At 73.3% G+C, this 26,760-nt stretch carries 14 protein-coding genes; 5 read left to right on the forward strand and 9 right to left on the reverse strand.

Features of this window, described 5'->3' with window-relative positions; genetic code table 11:
- Nucleotides 1-485 precede the first annotated feature (485 nt).
- Entirely contained in the window at nt 486-1,655 is a 1,170-nt protein-coding gene (locus H181DRAFT_RS02685) for an AfsR/SARP family transcriptional regulator (RefSeq protein WP_052708418.1), read from the forward strand.
- A gap of 120 nt (nt 1,656-1,775) precedes the next feature.
- Here the strand turns inward: H181DRAFT_RS02685 and H181DRAFT_RS02690 are convergent, their stop codons facing one another.
- From H181DRAFT_RS02690 to H181DRAFT_RS02705, 4 genes are all read right to left on the reverse strand, one after another.
- Nucleotides 1,776-3,335, reverse strand: coding sequence for an MFS transporter (locus H181DRAFT_RS02690; protein WP_045862469.1), 1,560 nt, complete (start codon nt 3,333-3,335; stop codon nt 1,776-1,778).
- 317 nt (nt 3,336-3,652) lie between these two features.
- Nucleotides 3,653-4,870, reverse strand: coding sequence for a branched-chain amino acid aminotransferase (locus H181DRAFT_RS02695; protein ID WP_074467674.1), 1,218 nt, complete (start codon nt 4,868-4,870; stop codon nt 3,653-3,655).
- Nucleotides 4,870-5,889 (reverse strand): methyltransferase, encoded by a 1,020-nt coding sequence (locus tag H181DRAFT_RS02700; protein ID WP_045862470.1) that lies wholly within the window; start codon nt 5,887-5,889, stop codon nt 4,870-4,872. Before H181DRAFT_RS02700 ends, H181DRAFT_RS02695 begins: the two co-directional genes overlap by 1 nt.
- Before the next feature lie 158 nt (nt 5,890-6,047).
- The gene (locus H181DRAFT_RS02705; protein ID WP_158715408.1) at nt 6,048-13,991 is read right to left on the reverse strand and encodes a non-ribosomal peptide synthetase; all 7,944 of its coding nucleotides are present in this window, start codon (nt 13,989-13,991) and stop codon (nt 6,048-6,050) included.
- A gap of 292 nt (nt 13,992-14,283) precedes the next feature.
- Between H181DRAFT_RS02705 and H181DRAFT_RS02710 the strand changes: the two genes are divergently transcribed.
- The gene (locus H181DRAFT_RS02710) at nt 14,284-15,081 is read left to right on the forward strand and encodes a thioesterase II family protein (protein ID WP_052708419.1); all 798 of its coding nucleotides are present in this window, start codon (nt 14,284-14,286) and stop codon (nt 15,079-15,081) included.
- Nucleotides 15,082-15,355: 274 nt separating this feature from the next.
- Here the strand turns inward: H181DRAFT_RS02710 and H181DRAFT_RS02715 are convergent, their stop codons facing one another.
- Both H181DRAFT_RS02715 and H181DRAFT_RS02720 read right to left on the reverse strand, forming a co-directional pair.
- A complete protein-coding gene (locus H181DRAFT_RS02715) occupies nt 15,356-16,411 on the reverse strand; it encodes an LLM class flavin-dependent oxidoreductase (protein ID WP_254666669.1) in 1,056 nt (351 codons plus the stop codon).
- Nucleotides 16,412-16,668: 257 nt separating this feature from the next.
- Nucleotides 16,669-16,911: an acyl carrier protein gene (locus H181DRAFT_RS02720; RefSeq protein ID WP_045862594.1), complete on the reverse strand. Its 243-nt coding sequence runs from the start codon at nt 16,909-16,911 to the stop codon at nt 16,669-16,671.
- A gap of 305 nt (nt 16,912-17,216) precedes the next feature.
- Here H181DRAFT_RS02720 and H181DRAFT_RS02725 point away from each other — a divergent pair, with 305 nt between their 5' ends.
- From H181DRAFT_RS02725 to H181DRAFT_RS02735, 3 genes are read left to right on the forward strand one after another with little or no spacing between them, the layout of a single operon-like run.
- A complete protein-coding gene (locus H181DRAFT_RS02725) occupies nt 17,217-18,839 on the forward strand; it encodes a (2,3-dihydroxybenzoyl)adenylate synthase (RefSeq protein WP_045862473.1) in 1,623 nt (540 codons plus the stop codon).
- Nucleotides 18,840-18,842: 3 nt separating this feature from the next.
- On the forward strand, nt 18,843-20,129 hold the full coding sequence (locus H181DRAFT_RS02730; protein ID WP_368073246.1) for a DegT/DnrJ/EryC1/StrS aminotransferase family protein: 1,287 nt from the start codon (nt 18,843-18,845) through the stop codon (nt 20,127-20,129).
- Between the two features lie 46 nt (nt 20,130-20,175).
- Complete coding sequence (locus tag H181DRAFT_RS02735; RefSeq protein WP_045862474.1) at nt 20,176-20,361, forward strand: tautomerase family protein; 186 nt, start codon at nt 20,176-20,178, stop codon at nt 20,359-20,361.
- A gap of 75 nt (nt 20,362-20,436) precedes the next feature.
- Here H181DRAFT_RS02735 and H181DRAFT_RS02740 read toward each other — a convergent pair whose 3' ends face one another.
- From H181DRAFT_RS02740 to H181DRAFT_RS02750, 3 genes are all read right to left on the reverse strand, one after another.
- Complete coding sequence (locus tag H181DRAFT_RS02740) at nt 20,437-21,753, reverse strand: enoyl-CoA hydratase/isomerase family protein (RefSeq protein ID WP_045862475.1); 1,317 nt, start codon at nt 21,751-21,753, stop codon at nt 20,437-20,439.
- Entirely contained in the window at nt 21,750-22,001 is a 252-nt protein-coding gene (locus H181DRAFT_RS02745) for an MbtH family protein (protein WP_045862476.1), read from the reverse strand. The genes H181DRAFT_RS02740 and H181DRAFT_RS02745 overlap by 4 nt, the downstream gene beginning before the upstream one ends.
- 109 nt (nt 22,002-22,110) lie before the next feature.
- A complete protein-coding gene (locus H181DRAFT_RS02750) occupies nt 22,111-26,745 on the reverse strand; it encodes a non-ribosomal peptide synthetase (RefSeq protein WP_074467675.1) in 4,635 nt (1,544 codons plus the stop codon).
- Nucleotides 26,746-26,760 lie beyond the last annotated feature (15 nt).

Below are 26,760 nucleotides of genomic sequence, written 5' to 3' on the forward strand. Positions count from 1 at the left end.
GCGAAGCTCGTCCGTACCCGGTCGGACAGCCGCCGGTGACCGGTCCGTCGCCGCCTCGCACGCTACTGAACGCCCCGGCGGATTCTCCATGTGCTCGAGGAAAGCTGAAGCAACTCTCGACCCCGCCGGAAAGCCGGAAGAACCGCCCCCTGACGACGTGCTGACGAATGCTAGAAGAACACTCGCGCCCGGGCTGACGGCCCTGTACTTGCGGATGACGCGGACTACCGTTCGAGGCGCCATGCCAGGAATTCGTCCGGACGGCGCCGGACACCTGGCCCCCGCCTTCCGGACGGAGCCACGTTGGATTTCGCCGGTCCCGCCGAACGCCGGGCGAGTACGCCGGGCCCGCCCCCGGGCGGGACGACCGTCCGCCCGTGGGGCCGCACCTACCGCCGCGCACCTGGAAATCCCTCGGAGAGGCCCGGTCACCACACCTCACGAGTCTCACTGGAACGCCGATCGAGTTTCGCCTGGAGAAGGCTGTGAAGTTCAGAGTCCTGGGTCCCACCGAGTTGTACGACACCGTCAATCAACGCCGTGTCCCCCTCAACAGCCAGAAGCAGCGCACGCTCCTCGGGGCGCTGGTCGTGAAGTACGGCTCCGTCGTCTCGACCGAGAAACTGGGCGAGGAGATCTGGGGCGAACTCAGCCCGCGGAAATCGGCCAACGCCCTGCAGGCGCAGGTGTACCGGCTGCGCCGCCTGATGGAGCAGATCGACCAGGAGGGCGGGCACGGCCAGCAGCGCCTCATCACCCGCGAGTCCGGATACGGGCTGCGCGCCGAGCCCGACCAGATCGACAGCGAGCTGTTCATCCAGACCGTGGACCGTGCACGCCGCATGGCGGACAAGGACCTCGTCCTCGCCGAGAAGACGATCCGCGGCGCGCTGCGCCTGTGGCGCGGCCCCGCGCTGCAGGGCAGCCAGGGGCCCATCTGCTCGGCCGGGGCGGCCATGCTGGAGGAGTCCCGGTTCAGCGCGCTCGAACTGCTCTACGACGTGTCGCTGCGGGCGCAGATGCACCAGAACGTCATCGCTGAGCTGGAGGAGCTGACCATCAGCCACCCCCTGCGCGAGCGCTACTACGAGCAGCTCATGGTGGCCCTGTACCGCTCCGGCCATCAGGCACAGGCCCTCGGGGTGTACGAGCGGGCCCGCCGGCACCTCGCGGACACCCTCGGCATCAACCCCGTACCGGCGCTGAGCAAGCGGATGCGTCAGATACTGGCGCACGCACCGGAGTTGCTCGACCCGCTCACCGCCACGGCGGGGGAGGAACGGGGGCCGCAGCAGGTCGCCCTGCGCTCCGGGACGCAGACGACCGGCACGCCGCCCGCGGCGCAGCAGGTGCGGCGGAAGACCGTACCGGCGCCGCAGCGTCCCGCCCGGGCCCAGCCGGCCACTGCGCCGGCCGCCAACCAGGCGCGTCCGGAGCCGGCTTCGCTGGACGGCGAACTGCGGCAGCTGCGCTCCCTGGTCCAGAAGCTCACGGCCCAGCAGCAGGCGCTCGTCTCGACGGTGCGCCACCTCTCCAGCCAGCTGGAGAAGGCCATCAAGCCGAACGAGGTGCGCACTCCGCTGCACGCCTCGGCGGTGCCCCAGGGCCGTGCCCACATCCGCGCCGTGCGTCCCGGGCACCAGGCGCTCCCGTGACAGGCGCTTCCGTACCGGCGCTTGCATAACGCCCGCTCCTGCGCGGGCACTTGTGCCCGCGGGACGGACTCGGCCCCGGACGGTCGCCTCCGCCCGGCACGTGCCGGGCGGAGGCGATCGTCATGCCGGGCTGTTCTCGGTGGCGTTCTCCGCCGGCGCCTCGGCGGCTGCCGCGGCCGCGGCGGCCGCCGCGCGGTCCGCCCGCAGCAGCAGCATCCCGGCGATCCAGCCGCCGAGCAGCACCGCCGCCGCACCGATGAGCTGGCTGGCGGTCAGGGCGCTGGTGAAGGCGTCCCGTACGTCGGCGAGCAGCGCCTGCGAGTCGCCCGCCGCCTTCACGGCCTGCGGGTAGGACTCGCCGGCGGCCGCCCCGAGCCGGTCCGGCACGGTCTGGGAGAAGACGGCCACGAGGACGGCACCGAGCACGCCGACGCCGAGGCCGCTGCCCAGCTCCTGCAGGGTGTTGTTGACGCCCGAGCCCGTGCTGGCGCGCTCCGGCGGGATGGAGCTCATCAGCGCGTTGGCGACGAGCGGCCCGGAGATGCCCGCACCGCCTCCGAGCAGCAGCAGTCCCGCCACGAGGACGAGGTAGCCGTTGCTGTCGGGTGCGAGGGCGACGACCGTCAGTCCGGCCGCCGAGGCGCTGACGCCGAGCGCCACGCCCTTGCCGATGCCGAGCTTCTTCAGCACGCGGGGGCTGACCACGACGCTGCTGAACAGCACGCCCACGGCCATGGGGATGAGCTGCGCGCCCGCTTCCAGCGGGTCGTATCCGCGGAGGAACTGCAGGTCCTGCGTGAGCAGGAACAGCGATCCGGCCATGCCGAACGCCGTGAGGATTCCGCCGAAGACGGCGCCGCGGAACTTGGGGTTCTTGAACATCGCCATGTCCAGCATCGGGTCCTGGACCCGGCGCTCCCACCAGACGAACGTCACGCCGACGGCGATGCCCAGCAGCCCCGCCGTCAGCGTCTTCGGGGAGAGCCAGCCCTCGCGCGGGATCGTGATGACCGCCCACACCAGGGAGACCACGGCCACGGTGCTCAGCAGGGCGCCGAGCAGGTCCGGCCGGGAATGGCCGGGGTCCTTGGACTCGCGCAGCAGCAGGGCCATGGCGACCAGGCCCACGGCGGCGACCGGCACGTTGATCAGGAACGTCGACCCCCACCAGAAGTGGTCGAGGAGGAATCCGCCGACGACGGGCCCGAGCGCCATGCCGACCGACGAGACCGCCGCCCAGATACCGATGGCGCGGGGACGCTCCTCGTCGTCGAAGGTGCGCACGAGCACCGCGAGTGTGCCGGGCATCAGGAAGGCGGCGCCGACGCCCATCAGCACGCGGGCGGCGATGAGCACTTCGGGCGACGTCGCCAGAGCCCCCATCAGGGAGCCCCCGCCGAAGACCAGCAGGCCCAGCAGCAGGGCACGCTTGCGTCCCAGCCGGTCGGAGAGCCCGCCCGCGGTGATGAGCAGACCGGACAGGACGAGGGTGTAGGCGTTGAGCGTCCACTGGATCTGGGCGGTGCTCGCGCCGAGCTGCTCGGTGATGGAGGGGATGGCGACGTTCAGGATCGTGTTGTCGAGCACGATCACGAACAGGGACGAGCACAGTACGGCGAGGATCCACCAGCGGCGGGGATCCCGCTGCTGCGCGGTTGCCGCTGACGACTGTTCTGACATGGATGATCTCCTGAGCGGGGTCTGGGACGTTGCGTTGCTGCTCACGACCTGACTGCCCGTCACCTCGGGTCTCCTGCGGCGCACAGCGCGACCGCGCGTCCGGGCGCGTTCATGCCGGGACGCTCATGGCAGCAGTGCGCGGCTCCGGAACGGAGCGGCGGAGGGGAAGCGGCTCACCGGCGGATGTCACTGGGCGGGCCCGGCACCGGGAGGTGCGAGCCTGTCAGGCGCGGCGGCGTGGCCGTGGAGTGGTGAGGGCAGCGCCCGCAGACTCAATAGATCATGCGATCAAGCCTTCCATCCGTCCTGGCCGGTCGTCAACTCGGCGTTTCGGTCAGGGAGTTCTCCGGTCCGGGCTTCAGCGGCGCCGCGACACCGTGCGGATCCCGGTCCACGAGGTGGCACCAGCCGTGCCGGTCGGCCGTCCCGCCGCGGTGCACGGACGCGAGCAGCGCCGAGAGGCGCCCGGCGACGGGGCCCGGCCCGCCGTCGCCCACGGTCCACTCCTCGCCTCCCCTGCCCAGGACCCGTCCGACGGAGGTGACGCGTGCCGCGGTGCCGCAGGCGAACACCTCGCTGATCCGTCCCCCCGCGCAGCCGTCGCGCCAGTCGTCCAGCGAGACGGGCGCCTCGGTGACGCGCATGCCCAGGTCGCCGGCGAGCGTGATGAGCGTGTCGCGGGTGACGCCGGGGAGGATGGTGCCGGTGAGCGGCGGGGTGACCAGCTCGGCCCGCTCCCCCTCGCCGTGCACGAAGAACAGGTTCATGCCGCCCAGTTCCTCGACCCAGCGGCGTTCGACGGCGTCCAGCCACACGACCTGGTCGGCGCCCCGGCCGGCCGCCTCCTCCTGCGCGAGGTAGCTGCCCGCGTAGTTTCCGCCGCACTTGGCGGCGCCGGTGCCGCCGGGGGTGGCACGTACGTACTCCTCGCTCACGGCGACGGTGACGGCCCGCGGCTCGCTGCCGAAGAAGTTGCCCGTCGGGAAGGCGAGCAGCAGGAACAGGTAGGAGCGCGCGCGGCGCAGAGCGAGGTGGGGCTCGTCGGCGAACACCACGGGACGCAGGTACAGGCTCCGGTCGTCGCCCTCGGGAAGCCAGTCCATGTCCTGGCGGACGAGGGCTTCGACGGCGGCGACGAACAGCTCCGGCGGCATCGGCGGCGCGGCCATCCTCCGCGCGGACGCGTTGAGCCGCCGCGCGTGGTCCCAGGGGCGGAAGACAGCCGCTCGCTCCGCGGACCTGCGGTGGGCCTTGAAGCCCTCGAAGACGCTCTGCCCGTAGTGCATCCCGACGGCGGCGGGGCTGAGTTCGAGGGGACCGAAGGGGCCGAGAACGGTGTCGTGCCAGCCCTCCCCGGGGTTCCAGCGCGCCGTGACCATGTGGTCGGTGAAGACCTCACCGAAGGGCGGCGCGGCGAGCAGTTCGCGGCGGCGGGCGTCCGGTACGGGCCCCGGGTGCGGGCGCACGGCCACCGTGGGGGCGCCCCCGCCCACGGTGGCCGTGCGCCCGGTCTCGGGGCTGTTCGCTCCCGCCATCAGCGGTGCGCGAGGAAGAGGCGGCCGGTGGGGAAGGCGAGCGTGACGGCGCGTACGTCGGAGAATCCCGCCGAGCGCAGCCGCTCGACCCACTGCTCCTCGGACTGCAGCCGGCGGCGCATGAACTCGCCGTGGTAGTAGGACACGGCCGCGCTGAAGCGCCGCTCACGCTCGTTGCGCAGGTACGGCACGGCGTCGGTGATCGCGAGGAAGCCGCCGGGCGCGAGGGACTCGCGGCACTTGGCCAGCACCTCGTCGCAGACGTCCTCCTCCTCGGGAAGCATGTCGTGGAAGACGAAGCCCGCGTGGATGACGTCGGCGTCCTTGAGCATCTCCGGGTCGGTGGCCACGGACTGGATGGGGCGTTCCAGCACGGTGAGCCGCTCGCTCATCCCTGCCTGCGCCACGGCCAGTTCGGCGGCGCGGCAGGCGTCGGCGGCGAAGTCGAGCCCCACACCGGTGGAGCCGGGCACCGCTTCGAGCACCTCGATCAGCAGGCGGCAGGTGCCCGCGCCCAGGTCGACGACCTTGCGGGGCTTGGCGTCGATGATGGTGTCGAGAGCGGCGGGGTAGAAGGCGTGCGAGCCCATCCACTCGGAGCTGACGGCCACTTCGCGGAAGTCGCGCAGGTAGGTGCGGGACGCCCTCTCCCAGTCGGTGAAGAACTCGCGGGCGTGCTCGATGAAGGGCCGGTTGGCGTTCATCGTCCAGGAGATGTAGCCGGCCTGGTGGCAGACGGTCGCGAAGTCCGCGCAGGCGCGGTAGCGGCCCTCGCTCTCGCGGATCGCGATGCCGGCCGACTCCAGAGCGTCGAGGTAGCGCACCAGGGCCGCTTCCGGCAGTTCGAGCTCCGACGCGACGGCGGCGGTCTCGAGCGGGGTGTCGGAGTCGAGGTGGGCGACCACGCCGAGTCTGTCGCCCATCTCCAGAAGGGCGGCGGCCGCGGCGAGGTCCGGGGCAGGGCCGCTGGCGGCGATACCGGCTGCCAGGTGCTTCTCCGCGATGTCGTGGGATGCCATGCGCGTCTCCAATTCCCTTGCGGGTGCCGCGCCGCCGGACGGCGGCGCGTGCTTCTCGTGGGCTGGTGTGGCTGTGTGGACTGTAGGAGGGGCCCTTGACGCCGGACTGACAGTGATCTGACGACCCGGCGGGCCCCGGCCGCCGCCGCGCCGGAACGTCAGCGGTCGCGCCAGGCGGCCTCCAGGGCCTCGATGTCGTCCTGGCCGAGGTCGACCAGGGGAAGGTCGGACGGTGTCCAGCCGCCGGCGTCGGCGTGCTGGACGTGGTCGACGAGCGCGGTCAGCGCCCGTGTCCACAGCTCCGTGAGGGCGGTGGCGGCAGCGGTGTCCGCGAGTTCGCGCGGCCAGCTCCACACGGCGCGCAGCGTCGGGCCGTCCGCACCGTCCAGCATCACGGCGTTGACCTCCAGGGCGTGCCCGACGGGCATGCCGCGAGCGGCGCCCGCACCGGCCAGGTCGCGGTCGTCGGGCGCGGCGCTCCACAGTTGGCCGTCGCGGCGGAAGCGCCCGAGGTAGTTGAAGGCGACGGGCGGGGTGCCGAGGTCCGCCAGCACCGGCGCGGTGCGGTCGTTGAGGTAGCGCAGCAGCCCGTATCCGCGGCCGTGGCCCGGGACGGCGCGGAGCGCCTCCTTCACCTGCTTCACCGCGTGGCCCAGCGCGGGCCCGCCGGAGAGCGCCTCCGCGGTGCCGATGCCTCCGAGGGGCAGGCGCAGGGGGTGCACGGTGGTGAACCAGCCGACCGCGGACTCCAGTCCGAGCTCCGGGTCCGCGCCGTCGCGGCCGTGCCCTTCCAGGTTGAGGAGGACGTCACCCGCTCCTCGTCCGTGCTCCGCGCCCCAGTGCGCGAGCGCGAGGCCGAAGGCGGTCAGCAGGGGTTCGAGGACGCGGCAGTGGAACGCGGCGGGCACCTCGGTCAGCAGCGCGCGGCTGTGGGCGGCGGACAGCTCCGTCGTCAGATGGCTGAGGGAGCCGTGCGTGTCCCTCAGCGGGTCGGGCCGCCGGTCACCGAAGGTCACGTGCTCGTCGGCCAGCATCGCCGACCACAGGGGCAGTTCGCGTACCCGCTCGGGCCGGGTCGCCTCCTCCGCGAGGCCGGTGGCCCATTCCGCGCAGGGGTGCGCGGGAGCCGGTGCCGCGAGCGGGGTTCCGGCCGCGGCGGCTTCGTAGGCGGCGCGAAGGTCCGGCAGGAGCACGCCCCATGAGACGGCGTCGACGGCGAGGTGGTGGACGACGAGGGCGAGCCTGCCGTCCCGTTCCCCCGCGTCGAACCAGACGGCGCGCACCATCCGGCCCTCTTCCGGGGCGAGTGAGGCACGGGCGCGGGAGAGTTCCGCGCCGTACGTCTCGGCGGACAGGGCGCCGTCCACGTCGACGCGGTGGAGCAGTTCCGCCGCGCCGGGGGTTCCGGGCGGGGCCGTGCTCAGCCGCAGCCGCTCGACGGCGGGGGCGTCGGGGTCGCCCCGCAGCAGGGTGGTGCGCAGCGCGGCGTGGCTGTCGACGAGGTGCTGGAGCGCCTGCCGCAGCGCGCCGGGACGCGGTACGGGGGGTGTCCGCACGGTCATGGTCTGGCTGAAGGCGTCGGCGGACGGGCCGAGTTCGCTCAGCCAGTGCGCCATGGGCGGTGCGGGGAACGGGCCGCCGCCCGCGGTGGGGCGGGCGGCCCGCGGTGCGGACTCCCCCGCGGCCGCGGCGCGTTCGGCGAGGGCGGCGGCGGTGCGGCACTCGAAGACGTCGCGGGTGGTGACGGCGAGGCCGTGCCCGCGCAGCCTGCTGACGAGCTGGATGGCGATGATGCTGTCGCCGCCGAGCTCGAAGAAGTCGTCGTCGGGTCCGGCGGCCGCGAGCCCCAGAGCGTCCGCGAACACGCCGCAGACGGTCTCCTCGGTGCCGGAGCGGGGTGCGCGGGCGGCGGACCCGCCGGCCTCGGGCCGTTCCGGCGCCGGAAGAGCCGCGCGGTCCAGCTTCCCCTGCCGGGTGGTGGGCAGTTCGCGGAGAGCGACGAACGCGGCCGGCACCATGTGCGCCGGGAGCAGCGCGGCGAGGTGACGGCGCAGCACGGCCGGTGCGGGCTCGCCCGCGGCTTCCTCGGGTACGACGTACGCCACCAGCCTCCGGTCGCCGGGCCGGTCCTCGCGGACGACGACGGCGCACCGCCGCACGGCCGGGTGGGTGGCGAGCGCCGCGGCGATCTCTCCGGGTTCGATGCGGAAGCCCCGTATCTTCACCTGGTCGTCCGCGCGCCCCAGGTACTCCAGGGTGCCGTCGAAGCGGCGGCGTGCCCTGTCGCCGGTGCGGAAGGCGCGGCTGCCGGGCGGGCCGTACGGGTCGGCGACGAACCGTTCTGCCGTGGCGGCGGGACGGCCCGCGTAGCCGTGTCCGACGCCGGGGCCGGCGATGTACAGCTCGCCCGGCACACCGGTGGGAGCCGGCCGCAGCGCGTCGTCGAGGACGTGAACACGCAGGCCGGCGAGGGGTGTTCCGATGGGCACGAGCCCGTCGGCCTGGAGGGGCGCGCTGGTGGTGGCGCAGCAGGTGGTCTCGGTGGGCCCGTAGGCGTTGACCAGGCGGCGGCCCGGCGACCACTGCGCGGCGAGGCCGGGCGGGCACGCCTCTCCCCCGACGACGAGGGTGCGCAGCCCGGGAAGCGACTGCGGCGGTACGCCGGTCAGCGCGGTGGGCGGGATCAGCGCATGGCTGATCCTGTCCCGGGCGAGGACTTCGGCGAGTTCCTCGCCCGCCAGCGGCCCGGGCGGCGGGACGACGAGCGCCGCACCGGTGCCGTACGCCATGAGGTACTCCATCACCGAGGCGTCGAAGCTGGGTGAGGCGAACTGCAGCACCCGGGCGTGCCCGTCGAGGGCGAAGCGCTCGGCCTGGGCCGCGGCGAGGGCGGGCAGCCCGGCGTGCGGCACCGCCACTCCCTTGGGGCGGCCCGTGGAGCCGGAGGTGTGGATCACGTACGCGGGGTCGCCCGGATCGATGGGGCCGCCGCGTTCCTCGTCCGTGACGGGGGTGGCGGCCAGCCCGGCCAGTTCGCGGGCGACGTCCGGGGCGTCGAGCACCAGGCAGCGGGGCGCCTCCTGGGCGAGGGACGCGGTGTGCGCGGCGAGGGTCAGCACCGGGGCGTCCGCGGGGGCGGTCTCCAGCAGCCGGCGGATGCGTTCCGCCGGGTATCCGGGGTCCACGGGCATGGCGGCGGCACCGGCCTTGAGCACCGCGAGCCATGCGGTCGCCATGGCGCCCGAGCGGGGCAGCGCCAGCGGCAGGACGGTGCCGGGGCGGACTCCGCGGGCGAGGAGGAGGCGGGCGAGCCGGCTGGTGCGCGCGTCGAGAGCGGCGTAGTCGAGGACCTGGCCGTCCGCTTCCAGCGCGGGGGCGTCCGGACGCGAGCGGGCCACTGCCTCGAACAGGGCCGGCAGATGGGGGTGGGCCGGCGGTTCGGACGGCGGGTTCCAGGTGGTGAGCGCGGCACGCCGCTCCTGCCCGGAGAGGAGGTCCACGTCGGCGACGGGGCGCTCCGGGGCGTCGCACACGGCCCGCAGCACGCGCCGCAGCCGGTCGGCCAGCGCCGCCGCCGTCGCCTCGTCGAACAGGTCCTCGGCGTATTCGACGTCGCCCGCGATGCCGGCGGGCCCGCCGGCGCCGTCGCGCCGCTCGACCAGGTTGAGGGTCAGGTCGAACTTGGCGGCGCCGAGGTGGACGGGTTCGGTGCGGGAGTCCAGGCCGGGCAGGGCGAGCACGGGCTCGAAGTCCTGGAAGGAGAGCACCACTTGGAAGATCGGGTGGCGTGCCAGCGACCGCTGCTGTCCGACGGCGTCGACCACCCGGTCGAAGGGGACGTCCTGGTGGTCGTAGGCGTCGAGGTCGGCCCGGCGTACGCGGTCGAGGAGCTCGTCGAACGAGGGCCGGCCGCCGGTGTCCACGCGCAGGGCGACCGGGTTGACGAAGAAGCCGACGGCGTCGTCGAGTTCCCGGTCGCCGCGGCCGGAGGTCGGGGTGCCCACGACGACGTCGGTCCCGGCGCCGGAAGCGGTGAGCAGGGCGGCCAGGGCCGCGTGCAGCACCATGAAGACGGAGGCATGGCGGCGGCGGGCCAACTCGTGCATGCGGGCGTGCAGTTCGGCGTCGATCGACAGCGGGACGCTGCCGCCCCGGGTGCCGGCCACGGCGGGGCGCGGCCTGTCGGCGGGCAGCGGAAGCTGCTCGGGGGCGCCCTCCAGGGTGTGCCGCCAGAACTCCAGCAGGGCGGGGCCGGGTTCGGCGGCGTGGTCGCGCGCCGCGTGCTCGAAGTGGCGCGGCGCGGGGGCGGCCCACCGCGGGGCCCGGCCCTCGGTGCGGGCCGCGTACGCCTCGCCGAGGTCGCGCAGCAGCGGGCCGAGGGACCACCCGTCACCGGCGATGTGGTGCAGGACGAGCAGCAGGGCGTGCCGGGCCCGGCCGTCCTCTCCGTCCGGGAGCTCGTCCGGGAGCGTGAACAGGTGGGCGCGGAGGGGTAGTTCGGTCTCGATCGCGAAGGGGAGGCGGGCCGCGCGGGTCAGGTCGGACGCGAGCCGGTCGTCGGTGGTCGCGCCGGTGAGCAGCTCCATCTGGCCGGCCGCGCCGGGGGGCAGCACCTCCTGGACGGGTTCGCCGCCGGCCTCGGGGTAGCGGGTGCGCAGGACGTCGTGACGCCGCGCCAGATCGCGTACCGCCTCCCGCAGAGCGCTGTGGTCCAGCTCCCCGGTGAGGCGTACCGCGCACGGCAGGTTGTACGTGGCGGACGGCTCCTGGAAGCGGTGCATCGTCCACATCCGGCGCTGCGCCGCCGAGAGCGGGCCGCGCTGCGGCGACGCGCCGTCCGTTCCGGAGGCGCCCGCCGGGAGGTGCCGCTCCCCGGCCTCCGGGAGGTCTCCGGCTCCGGGCGTACCGGGCGAGGGGGCCGGCGGCCCGGGCTCACCGCGCCCCAGCCGGACGGCGAGGTCCGCGGGGGTCGGTGCGTCGAAGACGGCGCCGACGCCGAGTTCGGCTCCGAAGGCGGCGCGGATGCGGCTCACGAGGCGCGTGGCGGTCAGCGAGTGGCCGCCCAGCTCGAAGAAGTCGTCGCCGGCCCCGACCTCGCCGCACCCGAGCACCTCCTCGAAGAGCGCGCACAACCGCTCCTCCACGGGCCCCCGGGAGCGGCGTCCGGCTCCCCTCAGGGACGGTTCGGGCAGCGCGTCGCGGTCGAGCTTTCCGTTGGGTGTGAGCGGGAGTTCGGGCACCAGGACGAGGGCCGACGGAACGGACTGCGGCGGCAGCCGGTCGGCGAGGCGGGCGCGCAGCGCCGCCGGTTCGGGCCGCGCCCCGGCGGCGGGCACGACGTAGCCGACGAGGCGCCCGCCGTCGTCGCCGGACCCTCGCAGCACTGTGGCGGCCGCGGACACCTCGGGCAGCCTGGTCAGTTCGGCGTCGATCTCCGCCGTCTCGATGCGGAAGCCGCGCAGCTGGACCTGGCCGTCGGCGCGCCCCAGATGCTCCAGCTCGCCCTCGGCGTTGTACCGCGCGAGGTCGCCGGTCCGGTACATGCGGCTGCCGGGCGGCCCGAAGGGGTCGGCGACGAACCGTTCGGCCGTCAGCGCGGCCCTGCCCAGGTATCCGTGTGCGAGCCCCGCCCCGGAGACGTACAGCTCGCCGGTGGCCCCCGGCACGCACGGACGCAGGGCCGAGTCCAGCAGGTACAGGCCGAGGTCGGGCAGGGGCCGCCCGATGGGGCTGCCGGTCGCGTCGCGGGCCGTCGCACGGTCCATCGGCCGGTGGGTGACGTGCACGGTGGTCTCGGTGATGCCGTACATGTTCACGACGACCGGGCTGTCGTCGCGATGGCGCTCGTACCAGTCGCGGAGGACGGCCGGGTCCAGGGCCTCGCCGCCGAGGACGATGCGGCGCAGCGCCAGTCCGGTCCCCTCTTCGGGGAGTTCGGCGTCCGTGCGGATGAGCTGCTGCAACGCGCTGGGCGTCTGGCTGAGGACCGTCACGCCCTCGCGGACCAGCGTCCGAAGCAGCAGCGCCGGGGTGCGCACCGTCTCCTGCGGGACGACGACGAGGCGCCCGCCGTGCAGCAGCGGGCCCCAGATCTCCCAGACGGAGAAGTCGAAGGCGTAGGAGTGCAGCAGCGTCCAGACGTCGTCCGCTCCGAAGCCGACGAGGGGACGGGCGGCGCTGAAGAGCCGTACGACGTTGCCGTGCGGGATCAGCACGCCCTTCGGCCTGCCCGTGGAACCCGAGGTGTAGATGACGTACGCCGTGTCCCCTGGCCGCGGAGCCGTACGGTCGGACGGGGTGAGAGGGCTCCCGGGGAGGGCTGCCAGGGCGTCGCGCACGGCGGGTGAGTCGAGGACGATCCGCTCCGGTCCGCCGGGGAGCGGCCCGTCCGCCGTGGCGGCGTCGGTGACGAGCACCGCGGGCCCGGCGTCGTCCACCATCAGGGCGAGGCGCTCCGCCGGGTAGCCGGGGTCGAGGGGCAGGTATGCGGCGCCGGTCTTGAGTACGGCCAGCAGGGCGACGGGGAGCGCCGCGGCCCGGGGCAGGGCGAGGGCGACGAGGCGGCCGGGGCGCGCCCCTCGTGCGGCGAGCAGCCGGGCCAGCCGGTTCGCCCGCTGGTCGAGTTCGCCGTACGTCAGGCTCCCGCCGTCGGCGGTGACGGCGGTGCGGTCGGGAGTGCGTGCCGCCTGCTGCTCGAACAGGGCCGTGAGCGTCGCGGGGGGCGCGGCGTCCGTCCGGGCGGGCGGTTCGGGGCGGCGGGTGCGGCGTTCGGCGGGCGTGCGCACGTCGATACGGGCCAGCCGCCGCCCGGGGTCGTCCGCGAACTCGGTGAGCAGTTGCAGGAACCGGGTGCGGTGGCCGTCGAGTTCGTCCGGGGAGTAGCGGTCGGGGTTGGCGTCGAGGTCGACCGGCAGGGCGCCCGAACCGGCGTCGTAGCAGGTGAACTTGAGGTCGTCGACGGCGCCGTTGGACAGGAAGTTCAGTGTGGCCGGGAGGCCGCCGAACGTCGGGCCGGGGGCGCGCATCAGGTTGACGGTGGGCCCGAACAGGGGGCGGCGGGTGCCGACGGCGCCCAGGTCGCGGCGCAACTCCTCCTGCGGGTACCGCTGGTGGCGCAGGGCGTCCCGCAGCGCGGCGGCGGCCCGCGCGACGAGCTCGTCCACCGTCAGGCCGGGGTGGACCGGAAGCCGCAGCGGCACGACGTTCGCGTGCATGGAGGGGGTGCGCCGGGACGCGGCGGTCAGGCGGGCGCTGACGGCGAGGCCGAGCACGATGTCGCGGGCGCCGGTCACCCGGTGCACGAGCGCCGCGACGGCGGCGACGAGCGCGGCGGGCCGTCCGCTGCCGTGCCGGGCGGCGAGCTCGTCGAGGGCGTCGGCCGGAGCGGCGGGCAGCGTCCCGGCCGACCGCAGGAAGGAGTGGGAGGCGACGGCGGCGGGCCCGGCCAGGGACAGCGGCGGTGTCGGCCGGTCCCGCATCAGCTCCCGCCAGTACGCACGGTCGGACGCGAACCGCTCCGAGGCGCGGTACGCCTCCTCCTCCTGCCACAGCGTCTCCAGCGGGGCCGCCGTGTCCTCCGGCACGGGCCGCCCCTCCAGGAGGGAGGAGAGCACGGCCCCGGCCCGGCGCTGGAAGAGCCACAGGCCCATGCCGTCCAGCAGCAGATGGTGCGCCCGGTAGTACCAGAGGTGGCGTTCCGGGCCGACCCGGAAGAGGGCCTGCGCGGACAGCGGACCGTGCAGCGGATCGCTCCCGGCCGCCAGGTCGCCGCGCATCCACCGCAGCGCCCCCTCCTCGTCGTCCGCGCCCGCGGGCGTCAGGAGTTCCGGGCGGGCGCCGGCGTCGGCGTACTGCACGGGGCCCTCGGCGGCGTCGCCGTCCGGGCCGTCGTCGGCGAAGGCGAGCCGCAGCGCCTCGGTGTCCTCGACGGCCCTGCGCACCGCGGCCGCCAGCAGGCCGGTGTCGAGCGGGCCGCGGATGTCGAGGTAGGCCGCGCCGCTGTGCAGCGGGTTCCCCGGGTCGAGGCGCTGGGCGTACCAGATGCCGCGCTGGGCGGCTCCGAGCGGGCTCCGGCCGGTGGTGCGCACTGACTCTTCGGACACCGGGAAAGCCCCCTGGATCGCCGGCAACAGGATCGGGCGCCGCACCGGCCGCGGGGGAACCGGGCGGCGGCCCGCACGTATCGTCGCGGGCCGTCCTGACGGGGCGTTGACGGCGGTCTGACACGGGGCGGAGCGGAGGAAGTGCACCCTCCCGCGTCAGGGCTTCGTCAGCCTGCCGTCAGAGGGGGCCGCGCACACTGGCGGGACGGCGCGGAGCGGACCGTCCCCGACGGGCGTCCGCACCGCGCAGCCCCCGATGACGGCCGGTCAGGGCCGGTGAGGAGATGACGCAGTGTCGACGCGTGCGGACGCAGGCAGCGGAGCTGTCTTCCCGGCCCGGCCCGTCCCGCGCCCCCAGGCCCGGCTCTTCCTGTTCCACCACGCCGGCGGGTCGCACCAGGTCTTCCGGGACTGGGCGCGCTACCTCCCGCCGGAGTGGGAGGTGTGTCTCACGGACGCGCCGGGGCGGGGCATGCTGGCGGACTCCGAGCCGTTGCAGGACGTGGAGACCCTGGTGCGGCGGTTCCTGGACGAGCTGCTGCTCTGGCTCGACCGGCCGTTCGCCTTCTTCGGGCACAGCATGGGCGCGCTGGTCGCACACGAGCTGACGCTGGCACTCGCCGAAGCGCGCCTTCCGGTCCCGGTCTGGGTGGGGCTCTCGGCCCGAGGCTGCCCGCGCTCCGTGACGGAACGGCCCACCGCGCTGCACCAGTTGCCCGCGGACCGGCTCCGCGTCGAGTTGGCCGGGATGGGCGGTACTCCCCAACACGTCCTGGACGACCCGGAGTTGTGGGGTCTGCTGGAACCGGTGATCCGTGCGGACTTCGGCCTGGTGGAACGCTGGCGGCCCGGGATGCGGCGCGATCTCGCCATGCCCGTGCCGTTCACCGTCCTCGGTGCGACCCGCGACCCGTGGGCCACCCCGGCCGAACTGGCGGGCTGGGCGGAGTACGGCGAGCACTTCCGCGGCTGCCGCCTCTTCGAGGGCGAGCACTTCTACTTCGCCTCCCGGGGGCCGGAGATCCCGGCGCTGGTGGCGCAGGAGGTACGGGCCGCGCTCGCGGGCCTGCCGGCACGCGCCCGAGGGTGAACCCCGGCCGGAACGGGGCGGGCCGGGAGAGCACCGGCCGTGCCGCAGCACGATGTCCGATCCCCGGGGGTGGTGCGGCAGGGCTCCGTTCGGCGTTCGGCCTGCTCGCGGCCTCCTTGGCGCCCGACCTCGTGCTGCACCGGGCGGGCGCCCTGCCGTGCGGGGCCTGTGGCGCGAGGACGGCGGCCCGGAGCGCTCATCCTCGCCATGGCCCGGCCGTCTCACCGCCGGCGGGTGATCGCCCCAGCGGGAGCGGACCGCGCCGCCGGGCGCGTCAGCGGTCCTGCCGGAACTTCGGCATGACGTCCTGAGCGAACAGCCGCATCGCGGTCACGGCGCGGTCCTGTTCGAGCGCACCGGGGCTGAACTGCAGGCTGAGGTCGATGTCGGTACCGAGGGCGTCGCGGATCGCGGAGATCTGGTCGGTGACGGCGGCGGAGTCGCCGGCGAGGACCTTGTTCGCCTTCAGGGAGGTCGGGAAGTCGTATGCGGCCGCCTTCTCCGCGAACTTCTCGTAGCCCGGGTAGTCGGCGCCGGCGCCGCTCGCGAGGGGTGCCACGGACCGGGCCATGTGCTCGACGTAGTTGCGCTCCCATCGCTCGCCCGACTCGAGCGCCTCGCTGTGCCGCTCCGCCACGTAGCACGTGTACTTGACCTGGATGCGGTACACGCCCGGGGCGTGCCCCGCCTCGGCCCACGCCTCCCGGTAGGCGGCGAGCATCCCCTGCAGCTGCTCGGTGCTCGTCACCGAGGGCACGACCTGCAGGTTGTGGCCGGCACGGCCCGCCGCGGCGCAGGACTCGGGGCTCGTTGCGGAGGCGATGAAGATCGGCGGGTGCGGGCGCTGGTACGGGCGGGGCAGCAGGGTGACCGGGCCGAAGCTGTGGAACTCGCCCTCCCAGACCAGCTCCTCCTCCGACCACAGCCGCCGGCAGGCCTCCACGCCCTCGGCGAAGCGCGCCCGGCTCTCCTCCATCGGCACGTCGAAGGCGGTGAACTCCGTGGGCAGGAAGCCTCGTCCGAAGCCGACGTCGAGGCGGCCGTGCGAGATGTGGTCGAGCATCGCCAGCTTGCCCGCGAGCTTCACGGGGTGGGTGAAGGCCGGGATCACCGCACCGGTGACGATGCGGATGCGGCTGGTACGGGCCGCCAGCGCCGTCAGAAGGGTGACCGGATCGGGGCAGTAGCCCCCGTACGGCGAGAAGTAGTGCTCCACGGTCTGCACGTGCTCGTACCCGAGCTCCTCGGCGAGCTCCGAGAGTTCACCGATCATGTCGTAGCACTCGGTGGCGCTCCGCTGCTCGGGGTCGACCACGGGAAAGAAGTTCACACCGAAATCCATAGCCGCGTCTCCAGCCTTTCAGTCGAGCGCTCACGCGCAATACGGCACCTCCCCCAGGTCTAGAAGACCCGGCGGACGCACCGCAATCGGACGGCACCCCCTCCTTTCCTCGAAGGGAATTCAGCCGTCAGCGCGTCAGCGGTGCGTCAGCGCGGTACCAGAACAATTGCCAGAGCATTCAGCGGCCCGGTAGTGTCAGCCACCGTTCTCGGCGGCCACTGCTCCGGGAGCGGTCACGCGGCGGCTCAGGCCGCCCGCTGGATCAGTCTCCACCAGTCGCCGAGCGTCGGCGCGTCGACGAACTCCTGAGCGGGGCAGGACAGTCCGGCCCTGCGCCAGGAGCCGATCAGGGCGAACGCCGTGACCGAGTCGAAGCCGAGCTCGAACAGGCTGCTGTCCTCCGCCACTTCGTCAGGGCTCAGACCGATGCGCCCTGCGAGCGTGCTGCGGAGTTCGTCAATTGTCTGCGGAATACCGGAAGTTGCCATATCGAGACCGTAGCAGAACTCCAGGAACACGGAGAGGCGGAATTCATGGGCGTCCAGCGATCTTATTCGACGGATCTCTCAAGCGATGCTCAAGTGAAATTCCAGCCGTACTCCGCCGCCGTTCCGGGACACTTCCGCGTGCATTCTCTGCCGAGCCTGTCCGGTGATTTCCCGTCCGCCGTCCGCGCACCGTCCGTTCTCTTCCAGCCCCTGCTCCCGCTCCGCCGGCACCCCTGAACCCGGGTCGAGCGGGCGAGCAACCGCACAGCGAAAGCACCACCTGATCCGTCGTCGAAGGAGCCGAAGTGCTTGAGGGATGCGTCGACTGGCCGCAGGAGACGGCCAAGAAGTACCAGAAGCTCGGCTTCTGGCAGGGAAGGACGCTGGGCGACGAACTGCGCCGGTGGGCCGGCGCCTACGCGGACCGGGTGGCACTGGTCTGCGGGGAGCGCCGGCTGACCTACCGGGAACTCGACGCCTGGGTCGACCGGCTCGTGCTGGGCCTGCGCTCGCGCGGCATCGGCCGGGACGACCGCGTCGTCGTCCAACTGCCCAACGTGGCCGAGTTCGTGGCGCTCAGCTTCGCCCTGTACCGGCTGGGTGCCCTGCCGGTGCACGCGCTGCCCGCGCACCGGGGCAGCGAGATCTCCCATCTGTGCGGGCACGCGGAGGCCGTCGCCTACTTCGTCCCGGACCGCTTCCACGGCTTCGACTACCTGCCGCTCGCCGCCGAGGTCCAGGAGAAGGTGCCGTCGCTGCGCGAGGTGTTCGTGGTCGGCGAGGCCGGCCCGTACACCCCCTTCGAGGTGCTGTCCGAGGGGTCCGGCGAGACGTCCGCCCCCGCGGAGGCGGACGCGCCCGGGGCCGGGGACGTGGCGTTCTTCCTGCTGTCCGGCGGTACGACGGCGCTGCCGAAGCTCATACCGAGGACGCACGACGACTACCTGTACCAGGCCCGTGCCACCTCGGAGATCTGCTCCCTGGGCCAGGAGTGCGTCTACCTCGCGGTGCTGCCCCTTCCGTTCAACTTCACCTGGGGCTGTCCCGGCGTCGTCGGCGTCCTCTCCGCCGGCGGGACGGTCGTGCTGGCCTCCGGCACCGGCCCGGAGGAGTGCTTCGAACTGATCGAGCGGGAGGGTGTCACGCTCACCTCGGTCGTGCCGACGATCGCCCACCTGTGGCTGGACGGCGCGGAGTGGATCGAGCGGGACCTGTCGTCGCTGCGCACCCTGCAGATCGGCAGCGCGAAGCTCCACCCCGAGGTGGCGCGCCGCGTCGAACCGGCCCTCGGCTGCCGGTTGCAGCAGGTCTTCGGCATGGCGGAGGGGCTGCTGTGCCTCACGCGCGACGACGACGACCACGAGACCGTCATGACGGTCCAGGGGCGCCCCATCTCCCCCGAGGACGAGCTGCGAGTGGTCGGCACGGACGGCCTGCCGGTGCCCCCGGGGCAGCCGGGCGAGCTGCTCACGCGCGGCCCCTACACGCTGCGCGGCTACTACCGTGCCGAGGAGCACAACGCGACGGCCTTCGACGAGGACGGCTTCTACCGCACCGGCGACCTCGTCCGCCTCACCGACCGCGGCGACGTCGTCGTGGAAGGGCGGGTCAAGGACGTCATCATCCGCGGCGGCGACAAGGTGTCGGCCACCGAGGTGGAGCAGCACGTGAGCGCCCACGACCGGGTCCAGCAGGCGGCTGTCGTGCCGGTGCCCGACCCCGTGCTCGGGGAGCGGGTCTGCGTCTGCGTCATCCCCGCCGGGGAACCCCCGACGCTGGCGGAGCTGAAGGCCTTCCTCAACGCGCGCGGAGTCGCCGCCTTCAAGCTCCCCGAGCGGCTCGTACTGCTCGACTCCTTCCCGCTGACGGGGCTGGGGAAGGTCGACAAGAAGCAGTTGCGCACCCTGACCGGCACGTCGGAGGGGTGACCTGTGTCCCCTCAAGGATCCGTCTCCGCCGGCCCGGCCGCCGAGCCGGGGCCGCTGGCGCCGAAGACGCCCGCCCGGGGCGGTTACGCGGTGCCGGCGGCGGACCGGGGCAGCGTCCTCGGCGGTCCGGAGGCGGCCGCCCTGGCCGAACTGGTCAACTCCGCCGAGCCGTTGTCGTCCGGCAGCCGGCGCGCCGAGTTCGAGAAGCGCTTCGCCCGGCACGTCGGCGCCAGGCACGCCCTGTCGGTGACCAGCGGGACGGTGGCGCTCGAACTGGCCGTGCACCTGCTGGACCTGAAGGAGGGCGACGAGGTCATCGCGACGCCGCAGACGTTCCAGGCGACCGTGCAGCCCTTGCTCGGCACGCCCGCCGACGTGCGGTTCTGCGACGTCGACCCGGTGTCGCTGAACGTCGATCCCGACCGCCTGGAGGAGCTGGTCACCGACCGGACCCGGGCCATCGTCCTGGTCCACTACGGCGGTTGGCCCGCCGACATGGACCGCGTCATGGCGCTGGCCCGGCCGCGGGGCATCACCGTCGTCGAGGACTGCGCCCACGCTCTCGGCAGCGGCTACCGGGGACGCCGGCCCGGCGCTCTCGCCGACATCGGCTGCTTCAGCCTGCACGCGTCGAAGAACATCACGACGCTCGGCGAGGGAGGCGTCGTCACACTGGAGCGGGACGACTGGGCCACCCGCCTCGACCGGCTGCGCAACAACGAGGTCGACGGCCGCTTCGTACCCCAGGAGGCCGCCGAGACGCCCGAGTTGCTGCCCTGGATGAAGTACTCGTCGTCGGTGTACGGCACCGCGTGCTCCGGAGTGCTGCGGCACGGCACCAACGCGACGCTGTCGGAGGCCGCGTGCGCAGTGGGCCTCGTCCAGCTGGACCGCATGGACGGACTCGTCGCCCGCAGGCGGGCCGTCGCCGCGCGGCTGGACGAGGTCCTCCGGCGCTTCCCGCAGTGCACGGTGCAGCGGCCGGGCACCGGAGTCGAGCACGCGTACCACCTGTACACGTTCTTCGTCTCCGGCGACCCGGGTGTGCGCGAGAAGGTGGTGCGCGGTCTCGACGAGCGCGGCGTGCAGATCGCGCTGCGCTACTTCCCCATGCATCTGCTGCCCGAGTGGAAGGCCCGCGGCCACCGCGCGGGCGAGTGCCCGGTCGCGGAGCGGAGGTGGTTCGGGGAGCACGTCAACCTGCCCTGCCACCCCGGGCTGACCGACGGGCAGGTGGACCACCTCGTGTGGGCGCTGAACGACGTGCTCGGGTCGGTCGTGGCCTCGTGAGCCCCGGCCGGCCGCTGTAATCCGACGAGTCGGGAAAGGAAGACCCATGCCGCTGATCGACGTCAAACTCTACGAGGGCCGCCTCAAGGACGGGAACGAGGAGAAGCTCATCGCCGAACTCACCGACGCCGTGGGCCGGGTGCTCGGCGACGCCGCCAGGGAGCAGACCTGGGTGGTGCTTCAGGAGGTGCCGCCGGCGCGCTGGGGCATCGCCGGAAAGCCCGGCGCCTGACCGGGCGGACGCGGAAACGGCGGGCCGGTGCGTCGCACCGGCCCGCCGTCGCGTGCAACGGAGGGGGCCGCGCTGTCAGCCGCCCCAGTTGCGTTCCAGGTTGTCGAAGACGGCCTGGCTGTAGGAGCAGTACGCCTGCGCCCGGGCGTAGTTGGCCATGTAGGTGCGGAAGGTCTCGGAAGGCTCCCCCGCGATGCGCATGGCCCGCCGGTTCGCCAGGACGCTGGAGACGCCGGTGGCGCGCAGACCCTCGACGGCCCGGTCCACCGCCTCGTCCATCTCCTCCGCGGGCACCGCCTCCGAGACGATCATCCGGCCCTCCGGGCTCCCGACAGGGATGTCCCGGCTGAAGAGCACGGCCTGCCGGGCGATGCCCTCTCCCACGAATCGGGACAGGCGCATCACGCCGCAGCCGGGAATGATCCCCTCACGGCCGGCGGGGAGGTTGACGTAGGAGCCCTCCTCCGCGACGACGTGGTCGACGACCAGCAGGAACTGGCAGCCCCCGCCGATGGCGAAGGAGTCCACCGCCGCGATCCACGGCTTCTCCCGCCGGCTGTGCGGTTCGACCTCGCCGGTGAAGGCGCCGGAGTGGCCGCGGTACATCTTGTTGACCGCGCCCAGCTCCCGGTCGAGGAAGAACTCGACCAGGGAGATGCGGCCCTGCCTGAGGTGCGTCAGGTTGATCCCGGCGCCGAACACCCGGCGCCCCGCCCACTTGGGGTGGGTGGCGGTGCCGCCGCGCAGCACGCCGCAGTCGATGCGGTCGTCGAGGAGCACGAGGTCGACGGCGAGTTCCAGCGCCTGGTTCGACGCGTCGTCCTCGGCGTTGAGGTAGCGGTGGTTCTGGAAGACGACGTGGCCCACACCGTTCTTGTGGTGCACGGCTATCGGGCCGAGGTCGACGGCGTCCTGCTGGCGGAACTCCTCCAGCAGGTCCAGCGCCTTCCGCCGCGGCCTGGTCATGGCGTGCACCAGATGGCGTCCGCTGACGGGATCGTCGAGGACCCGGGCGGCGAAGATCCCCTGGTCCAGCTCCCAGCCCTCCTTCTCACGCTGTGCCAGCCCCCGGTCCATGGCCAGTTCGGCCTCGCCGGGCACCAGGCCCGGGTAGCGCACGGCTGCGGCGGCGAGCAGCTCCGCGACGCGCAGCGGGCGCCGCAGTCCGTCGGTCAGGTTCGCGTACACCTCGCCCACGTGCTGGGCGAGGAACTCCTCGCGGGCGGAACGGCCGTCCGCGAGGAGCCGCTGGGCCTCCTGCTCCTCGGCCGGTGAGCGGCCCGCCTTGCGCGGCAGCGCCTCCAGCCGGCGGCGGACGCCGTCGGCGTGGGCGGCGAGGCTGCGGGCGTCCTGGTCGAGGGACGGCCGCACCGCGGTGTGCGGCGTGGTCATGACGCCGTCGTTCCCGCCGTCGGGGCGGCCTCGTTCTGCCGGTCGGCCATGCGCGCGATGAGGCTCTTGGGCCGCATGTCGGTCCACGAGTCCTCGATCCACTGGAGGCAGGCCTCCCGGCTGTCCTCGCCGTGGGCCACGGTCCAGCCGTCGGGCACGTCGGCGAACACGGGCCAGAGGGAGTGCTGGCCCTCGTCGTTGACGAGGACGAGGAAGCGCCCCTCGGGGTCTTCGAACGGGTTGCTCATGATTACTCTCCTCCGGTACGTCGGCAGAAGGCCGTGCGTGGGCTGGGTGGGAAAACTGGGGGGACCCGGTCCGCGGCGCCCCGGAGGCCGCCGCGGACTGACGGGTCGGTCAGGGAGCCGTGCCGAGGTGCTCGGAGAGCACCTTTCCGATCTCCCGGATGTGGTCGGGCTCGACCATCTCGGCGTGGGAGCAGGCCACTTCGTGCACCGCGAGCCGGCCGGCGGTGTACCGCCGCCAGCGGTCCGCGCCGGGGGCGCCGTCGACGGAGCCACGGGTGGCGGCGAAGAACAGCACGTCGCTGCCGACGGTTCCGAGGGGTTCGTCGAACATCATGCGGCTGCACCGCACGAAGACGTCCGTGAACGTCTCGACCCTCTCCTCGTCCATCAACCCCGCGAGCGCGGTGCCGCCCTCCTTCAGCAGCGCCACGACCTCGGCACGGTCCAGGTCGCGCCCTTCGGCCCGGGACGGGTCGACTCCCGCCTCGGCGAGCAGCACCTGGTGGATGCCGCGGACGAGTTCCGGCTGCGTCTGCCCGCCCTCGGGCTCCTCGATGTCCGGGTAGGCGTCCATCAGGGCGAGCGTTCCGACCTTCTCGCCCTGGGCCTCCAGGGTGGCGGCGACCGCGTGCGCGATCAGCCCGCCCAGGGACCAGCCCAGCAGGTGGTAGGGCCCGGAGGGCTGCACCGCCCGGATCTCGCGTACGTAGTCGGCGGCCAGTTCGGCGATCGTCCCGGGCGCCGCTTCCGGGTCGCTGAGACCGCGGGCCTGGATGCCGTAGACGGGCCGGTCGGGGAGCCACCGCAGCAGCCCCGAGTACACCCAGCTGATGCCTCCCGCGGGGTGCAGGCAGAACAGGGGCGCCCCGTCCCCGCCGCGGCGCAGCGGGAGGACCACTTCGAAGGCGCCGGTGCCGTCGGACACGCCGAGCTTCTCGGCGAGTCCCGCCGGCGTCGGCGTCTCGAACAGGGCGCGGACGGCCAGTTCGGTGCCCAGGGCGGCGTCGACGCGGTTGATGAGCCGGGCGGCGAGCAGCGAGTGTCCGCCCAGGTCGAAGAAGTCCTCGTCGACGCCCACGGAGGGCACGCCGAGCACTTCCGCGAAGAGCGAGCACAGCACCTCTTCCTGGGGTGACCGCGGCGGACGGCCGGCGGCCGTCACCCGCCTGCCCACGTCGGGCAGGGAGCGGTGGTCGACCTTGCCGTTGGGGGTGAGCGGCAGACGGTCCAGGACGGCGAAGAAGCCGGGGACCATGTACTCGGGCAGCCGCTCCCCCAGGTCCGCGCGGACCCGGGCGATCAGCGCGGCGTGGTCGTCGGCCCTCCGCGGGTCGCCGGCGTGCGCCGTGAGGGGCAGCGCGGCCGCCTCCGCGGAGGCGGTGTAGCGGCCCAGCGGGGCCTGGCCGGCCGTGCCCGGCAGCAGCAGCGCGTCGTACTCGCCCGGCTCGCCGGGGGTGGGGACCAGGGCGGCCGTGCGTCCGTACCGCTCCGCCGCACGGTGGACGTCCTCCGGGTCGGGGACGCCTTCGGGGACGGGGCCCCGCAGGCGGGCGAGGACCACTTCGGGGTCGCTGCCGTTGTCGAGCGCGGTGGCGGCGGCCAGATGCGCCGCGACGCGGGCGTCGGGTACGCGCGTCAGCCTCAGAGGCCCGTCGTCCGCGGCGAGGTACTCCTCGAGGACGTCCAGGCCGGTGATGTCGCGGCCCCAGCGCAGAGTGCGCGGCTCGGGCTGCGCCTCCGCGGCCGGCGGGTCGGTGCGCAGGACGACGTCGTAGCGGTAGCGGCTGAGCTCGTTGTGGTGCACGGCCCGCTTGAGGCCGACGTCGACGCCGGTCAGCCCGGGGATCTCGGCGGACAGCGCCGCGAAGAAGTCCGGGGACAGCAGGAGTTCGTTCTCCAGCATGACCTCGCGCTCCACGGCGGTGCGCAGCCCGGCCAGGTTCGCCGCCGGGCCCGCGCCGTGCAGGGCGACTGCCGCGGCGAACGTGCGGTGGTGGCGCAGGTCGCGTACGTCGCCGACGAAGATGCGCCCACCGGGGGCGAGCAGCCGCGCGGCGTTGCGCAGCACCTCCACCGCGTACCGGGCACCGGGGAAGTACTGCACCACCGAGTTCAGAACAACCGTGTCGAAATACCCCTCCGGCAACGACTCCGTCTCCAGAGCCGAACCCACCCTCAACTCCACACGATCAGCCCACGGTTGACCCTTGACCGCCTCACGCAGCCCCTCAACAGCCGCCGCCGACAAGTCCGTACCCCAATAACACTCCGAACGCCCCGCCAGCTCACGCAGCAACAACCCGTTACCCACACCGAGCTCCAGCACCCGCCCCGGACCCAGCGCCGCGATCCGCTCCACCGCGCCCGCCCGCCACTCCTCCATCTCCCCGAACGGAATCGCCACACCGTCGAAGCTGCTGTTCCAGCCGGCGTAGGGGTCCTCGCTACGCTCCCGGTAGAGGTCCTCGTAGATGCCGTGCCATTCCTGGACCTGTTCCGTCTCGGTGGGCAGGTCGCGGGCGGAGGGCCCCGATCCGTCGGCGGGGACGACGTAGGCGACGAGCTCCCTGTCGCCGGGGCGCTCCTCGCGCACCGTGACGGTCGCCTCCGCGAGTTCCGGATGGCGGGCCAGGGCGGCTTCGATCTCGGCGGTCTCCACCCGGAAACCACGGATCTTCACCTGCCCGTCCGTACGCCCCGCGAACTCCAGCACCCCGTCACCACGCCACGCAGCCACATCCCCCGTCCGATACATCCGCTCCCCCGGACCACCGAACGGATCAGCCACAAAACGCTCACCCGTCAAACCCGCACGACCCGCATAACCACGCGCCAGACCCGCACCCCCCACATACAGATCACCCCGCACACCCACCGGCACCGGACGCAGACCACCATCCAGCACATACACCCGCGTATTCGCCATGGGGCGGCCCAGGGGGACGGTGGTCTCGACGCGATGCGGGTGCCGCATGGGGTACTTGGTCGTGCACAGGGTGATCTCGGTCGGGCCGTAGATGGCGGTGACCGTGGTCCCGGGACAAGTGTCGAGGACGCGCTGGACAGCGGCCGGGGAGACGACGTCGCCGCCGGTCCACACCTCGCGCACCCCTGCGAAGCTCTCCGGGCGCTCCTCGGCGATGAGACGGAACAGCCCAGCCGTGTAAAGCACGCCGGTGACCTGCTCCTCGGTCGTGACGCGCTCCAGAGCGCCGAGGTCGAGCTCGCCCGCGGGCGCCACGACCACCCTGTGGCCGTTCAGCAGGGGCGCCCACAGTTCGAAGGTCGCCGGGTCGAAGGCGTACGGGGCGTGCATGAGGACACGCTCCGCCGCGCACTCCGGGTTGGTGCAGGCGCGGGCCGACTCCTCCCGCGGCCCGTGCCAGACTGGGTCGTGCGCGAGGTCGAGGACGTCCTGGTGAGTGATCTCGACGCCCTTGGGCTCGCCGGTGGAGCCCGAGGTGAACATGGTGTACGCCAGGTCGTCGGGGTCGCCGGGGACTCCTGGGTCGCCGGCCGGCTGGGCGGCGAGCTCCGGGTCGTCGTCGACGACGACCGTCGGCCCCTCGTGCCGGAAGTCGCGCTCCCGCATGGCGCGGTCGGTCAGCAGGATCCGCGCCCCGGTGCGTTCGAGCGCCATCCGCATCCACGACGCGGGATAGCCGGTGTGCAGCGGGACGTAGACGCAGCCTGCCTTGACGATCGCGAGCAGGGACACGACCAGGTCGGCCGAGCGCTCCTGCAGTACGGCGACCGCGTGCTGCCGGTGCGCGCCGAGCGCGATCAGCCGGTGCGCCAGGCGGTTGGCGCGCTCGTCGAGTTCGCGGTAGGTGAGCCCCTGCCCGTCCGCCCGTACGGCGATCGCCTCCGGTGTGGCCTCGGCCTGGGCGCGGAAGGCGTCCTGGAGGTTGTCCGGGACGGCGCCGCGCGGGAGGCCGGTGTCGTTCCAGCCGGCGACGAGCCGGTGGTGCTCCTCCGCGTCGAGGATCTCCAGCGCGGAGACCCGCGTGCCGGGGCTGTCGACCGCCGACTGAAGCAGCCTGGCCAGGCGTTCGAGGAGGGTGACGACGGTCCCCTCGTCGAACAGGTCGGTGCTGAACTCGGCCAGGATGTCGAGTCCCTGGGCTTCGTCGCCCGGCCGCTCGAAGCAGAACAGCGACAGGTCGAAGCGGGCGGCGCCCGCCGTCTGCTGCAGGTACTCGGCGCGCACGTCGGGCAGCCGGAAGTCGGCGTCGGGGGTGTTCTGCAGAGCGAGCATCACCTGCACCAGCGGATTCCGCGACAACGAACGCTGCGGATTCAGCACCTCCACCAAACGCTCGAACGGCACATCCTGATGCGCATACGCCGCCAGATCACCCTCACGCACCCGCCCCAACAACTCACGGAACGACGGATCACCCGACACATCAGTACGCAACACCAACGTGTTCACAAAGAAACCGACAAGATCATCCAACGCCTCATCAGTACGACCCGCCACAGGCGAACCCACAGCAACATCCGAACCCGCACCCAACCGCGACAACAACGCGACCAGACCCGCCTGCACCACCATGAACAACGTCGCCGACGACTCACGCGCCAACTCCACCAACCCACGATGCAACCCCGGCTCCAACCGGAAACCCACACTCCCCCCACGATGCGTGAACACCGCAGGACGCGGACGATCCGCCGGAATCTCCAACTGATCCGGCAACCCCGCAAGACACCCACGCCAAAAACCCAACTGACGCGCCATCTCACTACCGCCGTC

Origin of the sequence: Streptomyces sp. WMMB 714 (genome assembly GCF_900090125.1) — a bacterium.
Lineage (GTDB): Bacteria > Actinomycetota > Actinomycetes > Streptomycetales > Streptomycetaceae > Streptomyces > Streptomyces daqingensis.

Bases quoted from the DNA above. Each gene is read 5' to 3' on its own strand.
- H181DRAFT_RS02750 (WP_074467675.1), bottom strand. From the start codon at position 26,745: ATGGCGCGTCAGTTGGGTTTTTGGCGTGGGTGTCTTGCGGGGTTGCCG.
- H181DRAFT_RS02695 (WP_074467674.1), bottom strand. From the start codon at position 4,870: ATGGCGGGAGCGAACAGCCCCGAGACCGGGCGCACGGCCACCGTGGGC.
- H181DRAFT_RS02745 (WP_045862476.1), bottom strand. From the start codon at position 22,001: ATGAGCAACCCGTTCGAAGACCCCGAGGGGCGCTTCCTCGTCCTCGTC.
- H181DRAFT_RS02690 (WP_045862469.1), bottom strand. From the start codon at position 3,335: ATGTCAGAACAGTCGTCAGCGGCAACCGCGCAGCAGCGGGATCCCCGC.
- H181DRAFT_RS02735 (WP_045862474.1), top strand. From the start codon at position 20,176: ATGCCGCTGATCGACGTCAAACTCTACGAGGGCCGCCTCAAGGACGGG.
- H181DRAFT_RS02700 (WP_045862470.1), bottom strand. From the start codon at position 5,889: ATGGCATCCCACGACATCGCGGAGAAGCACCTGGCAGCCGGTATCGCC.
- H181DRAFT_RS02720 (WP_045862594.1), bottom strand. From the start codon at position 16,911: ATGGCAACTTCCGGTATTCCGCAGACAATTGACGAACTCCGCAGCACG.
- H181DRAFT_RS02740 (WP_045862475.1), bottom strand. From the start codon at position 21,753: ATGACCACGCCGCACACCGCGGTGCGGCCGTCCCTCGACCAGGACGCC.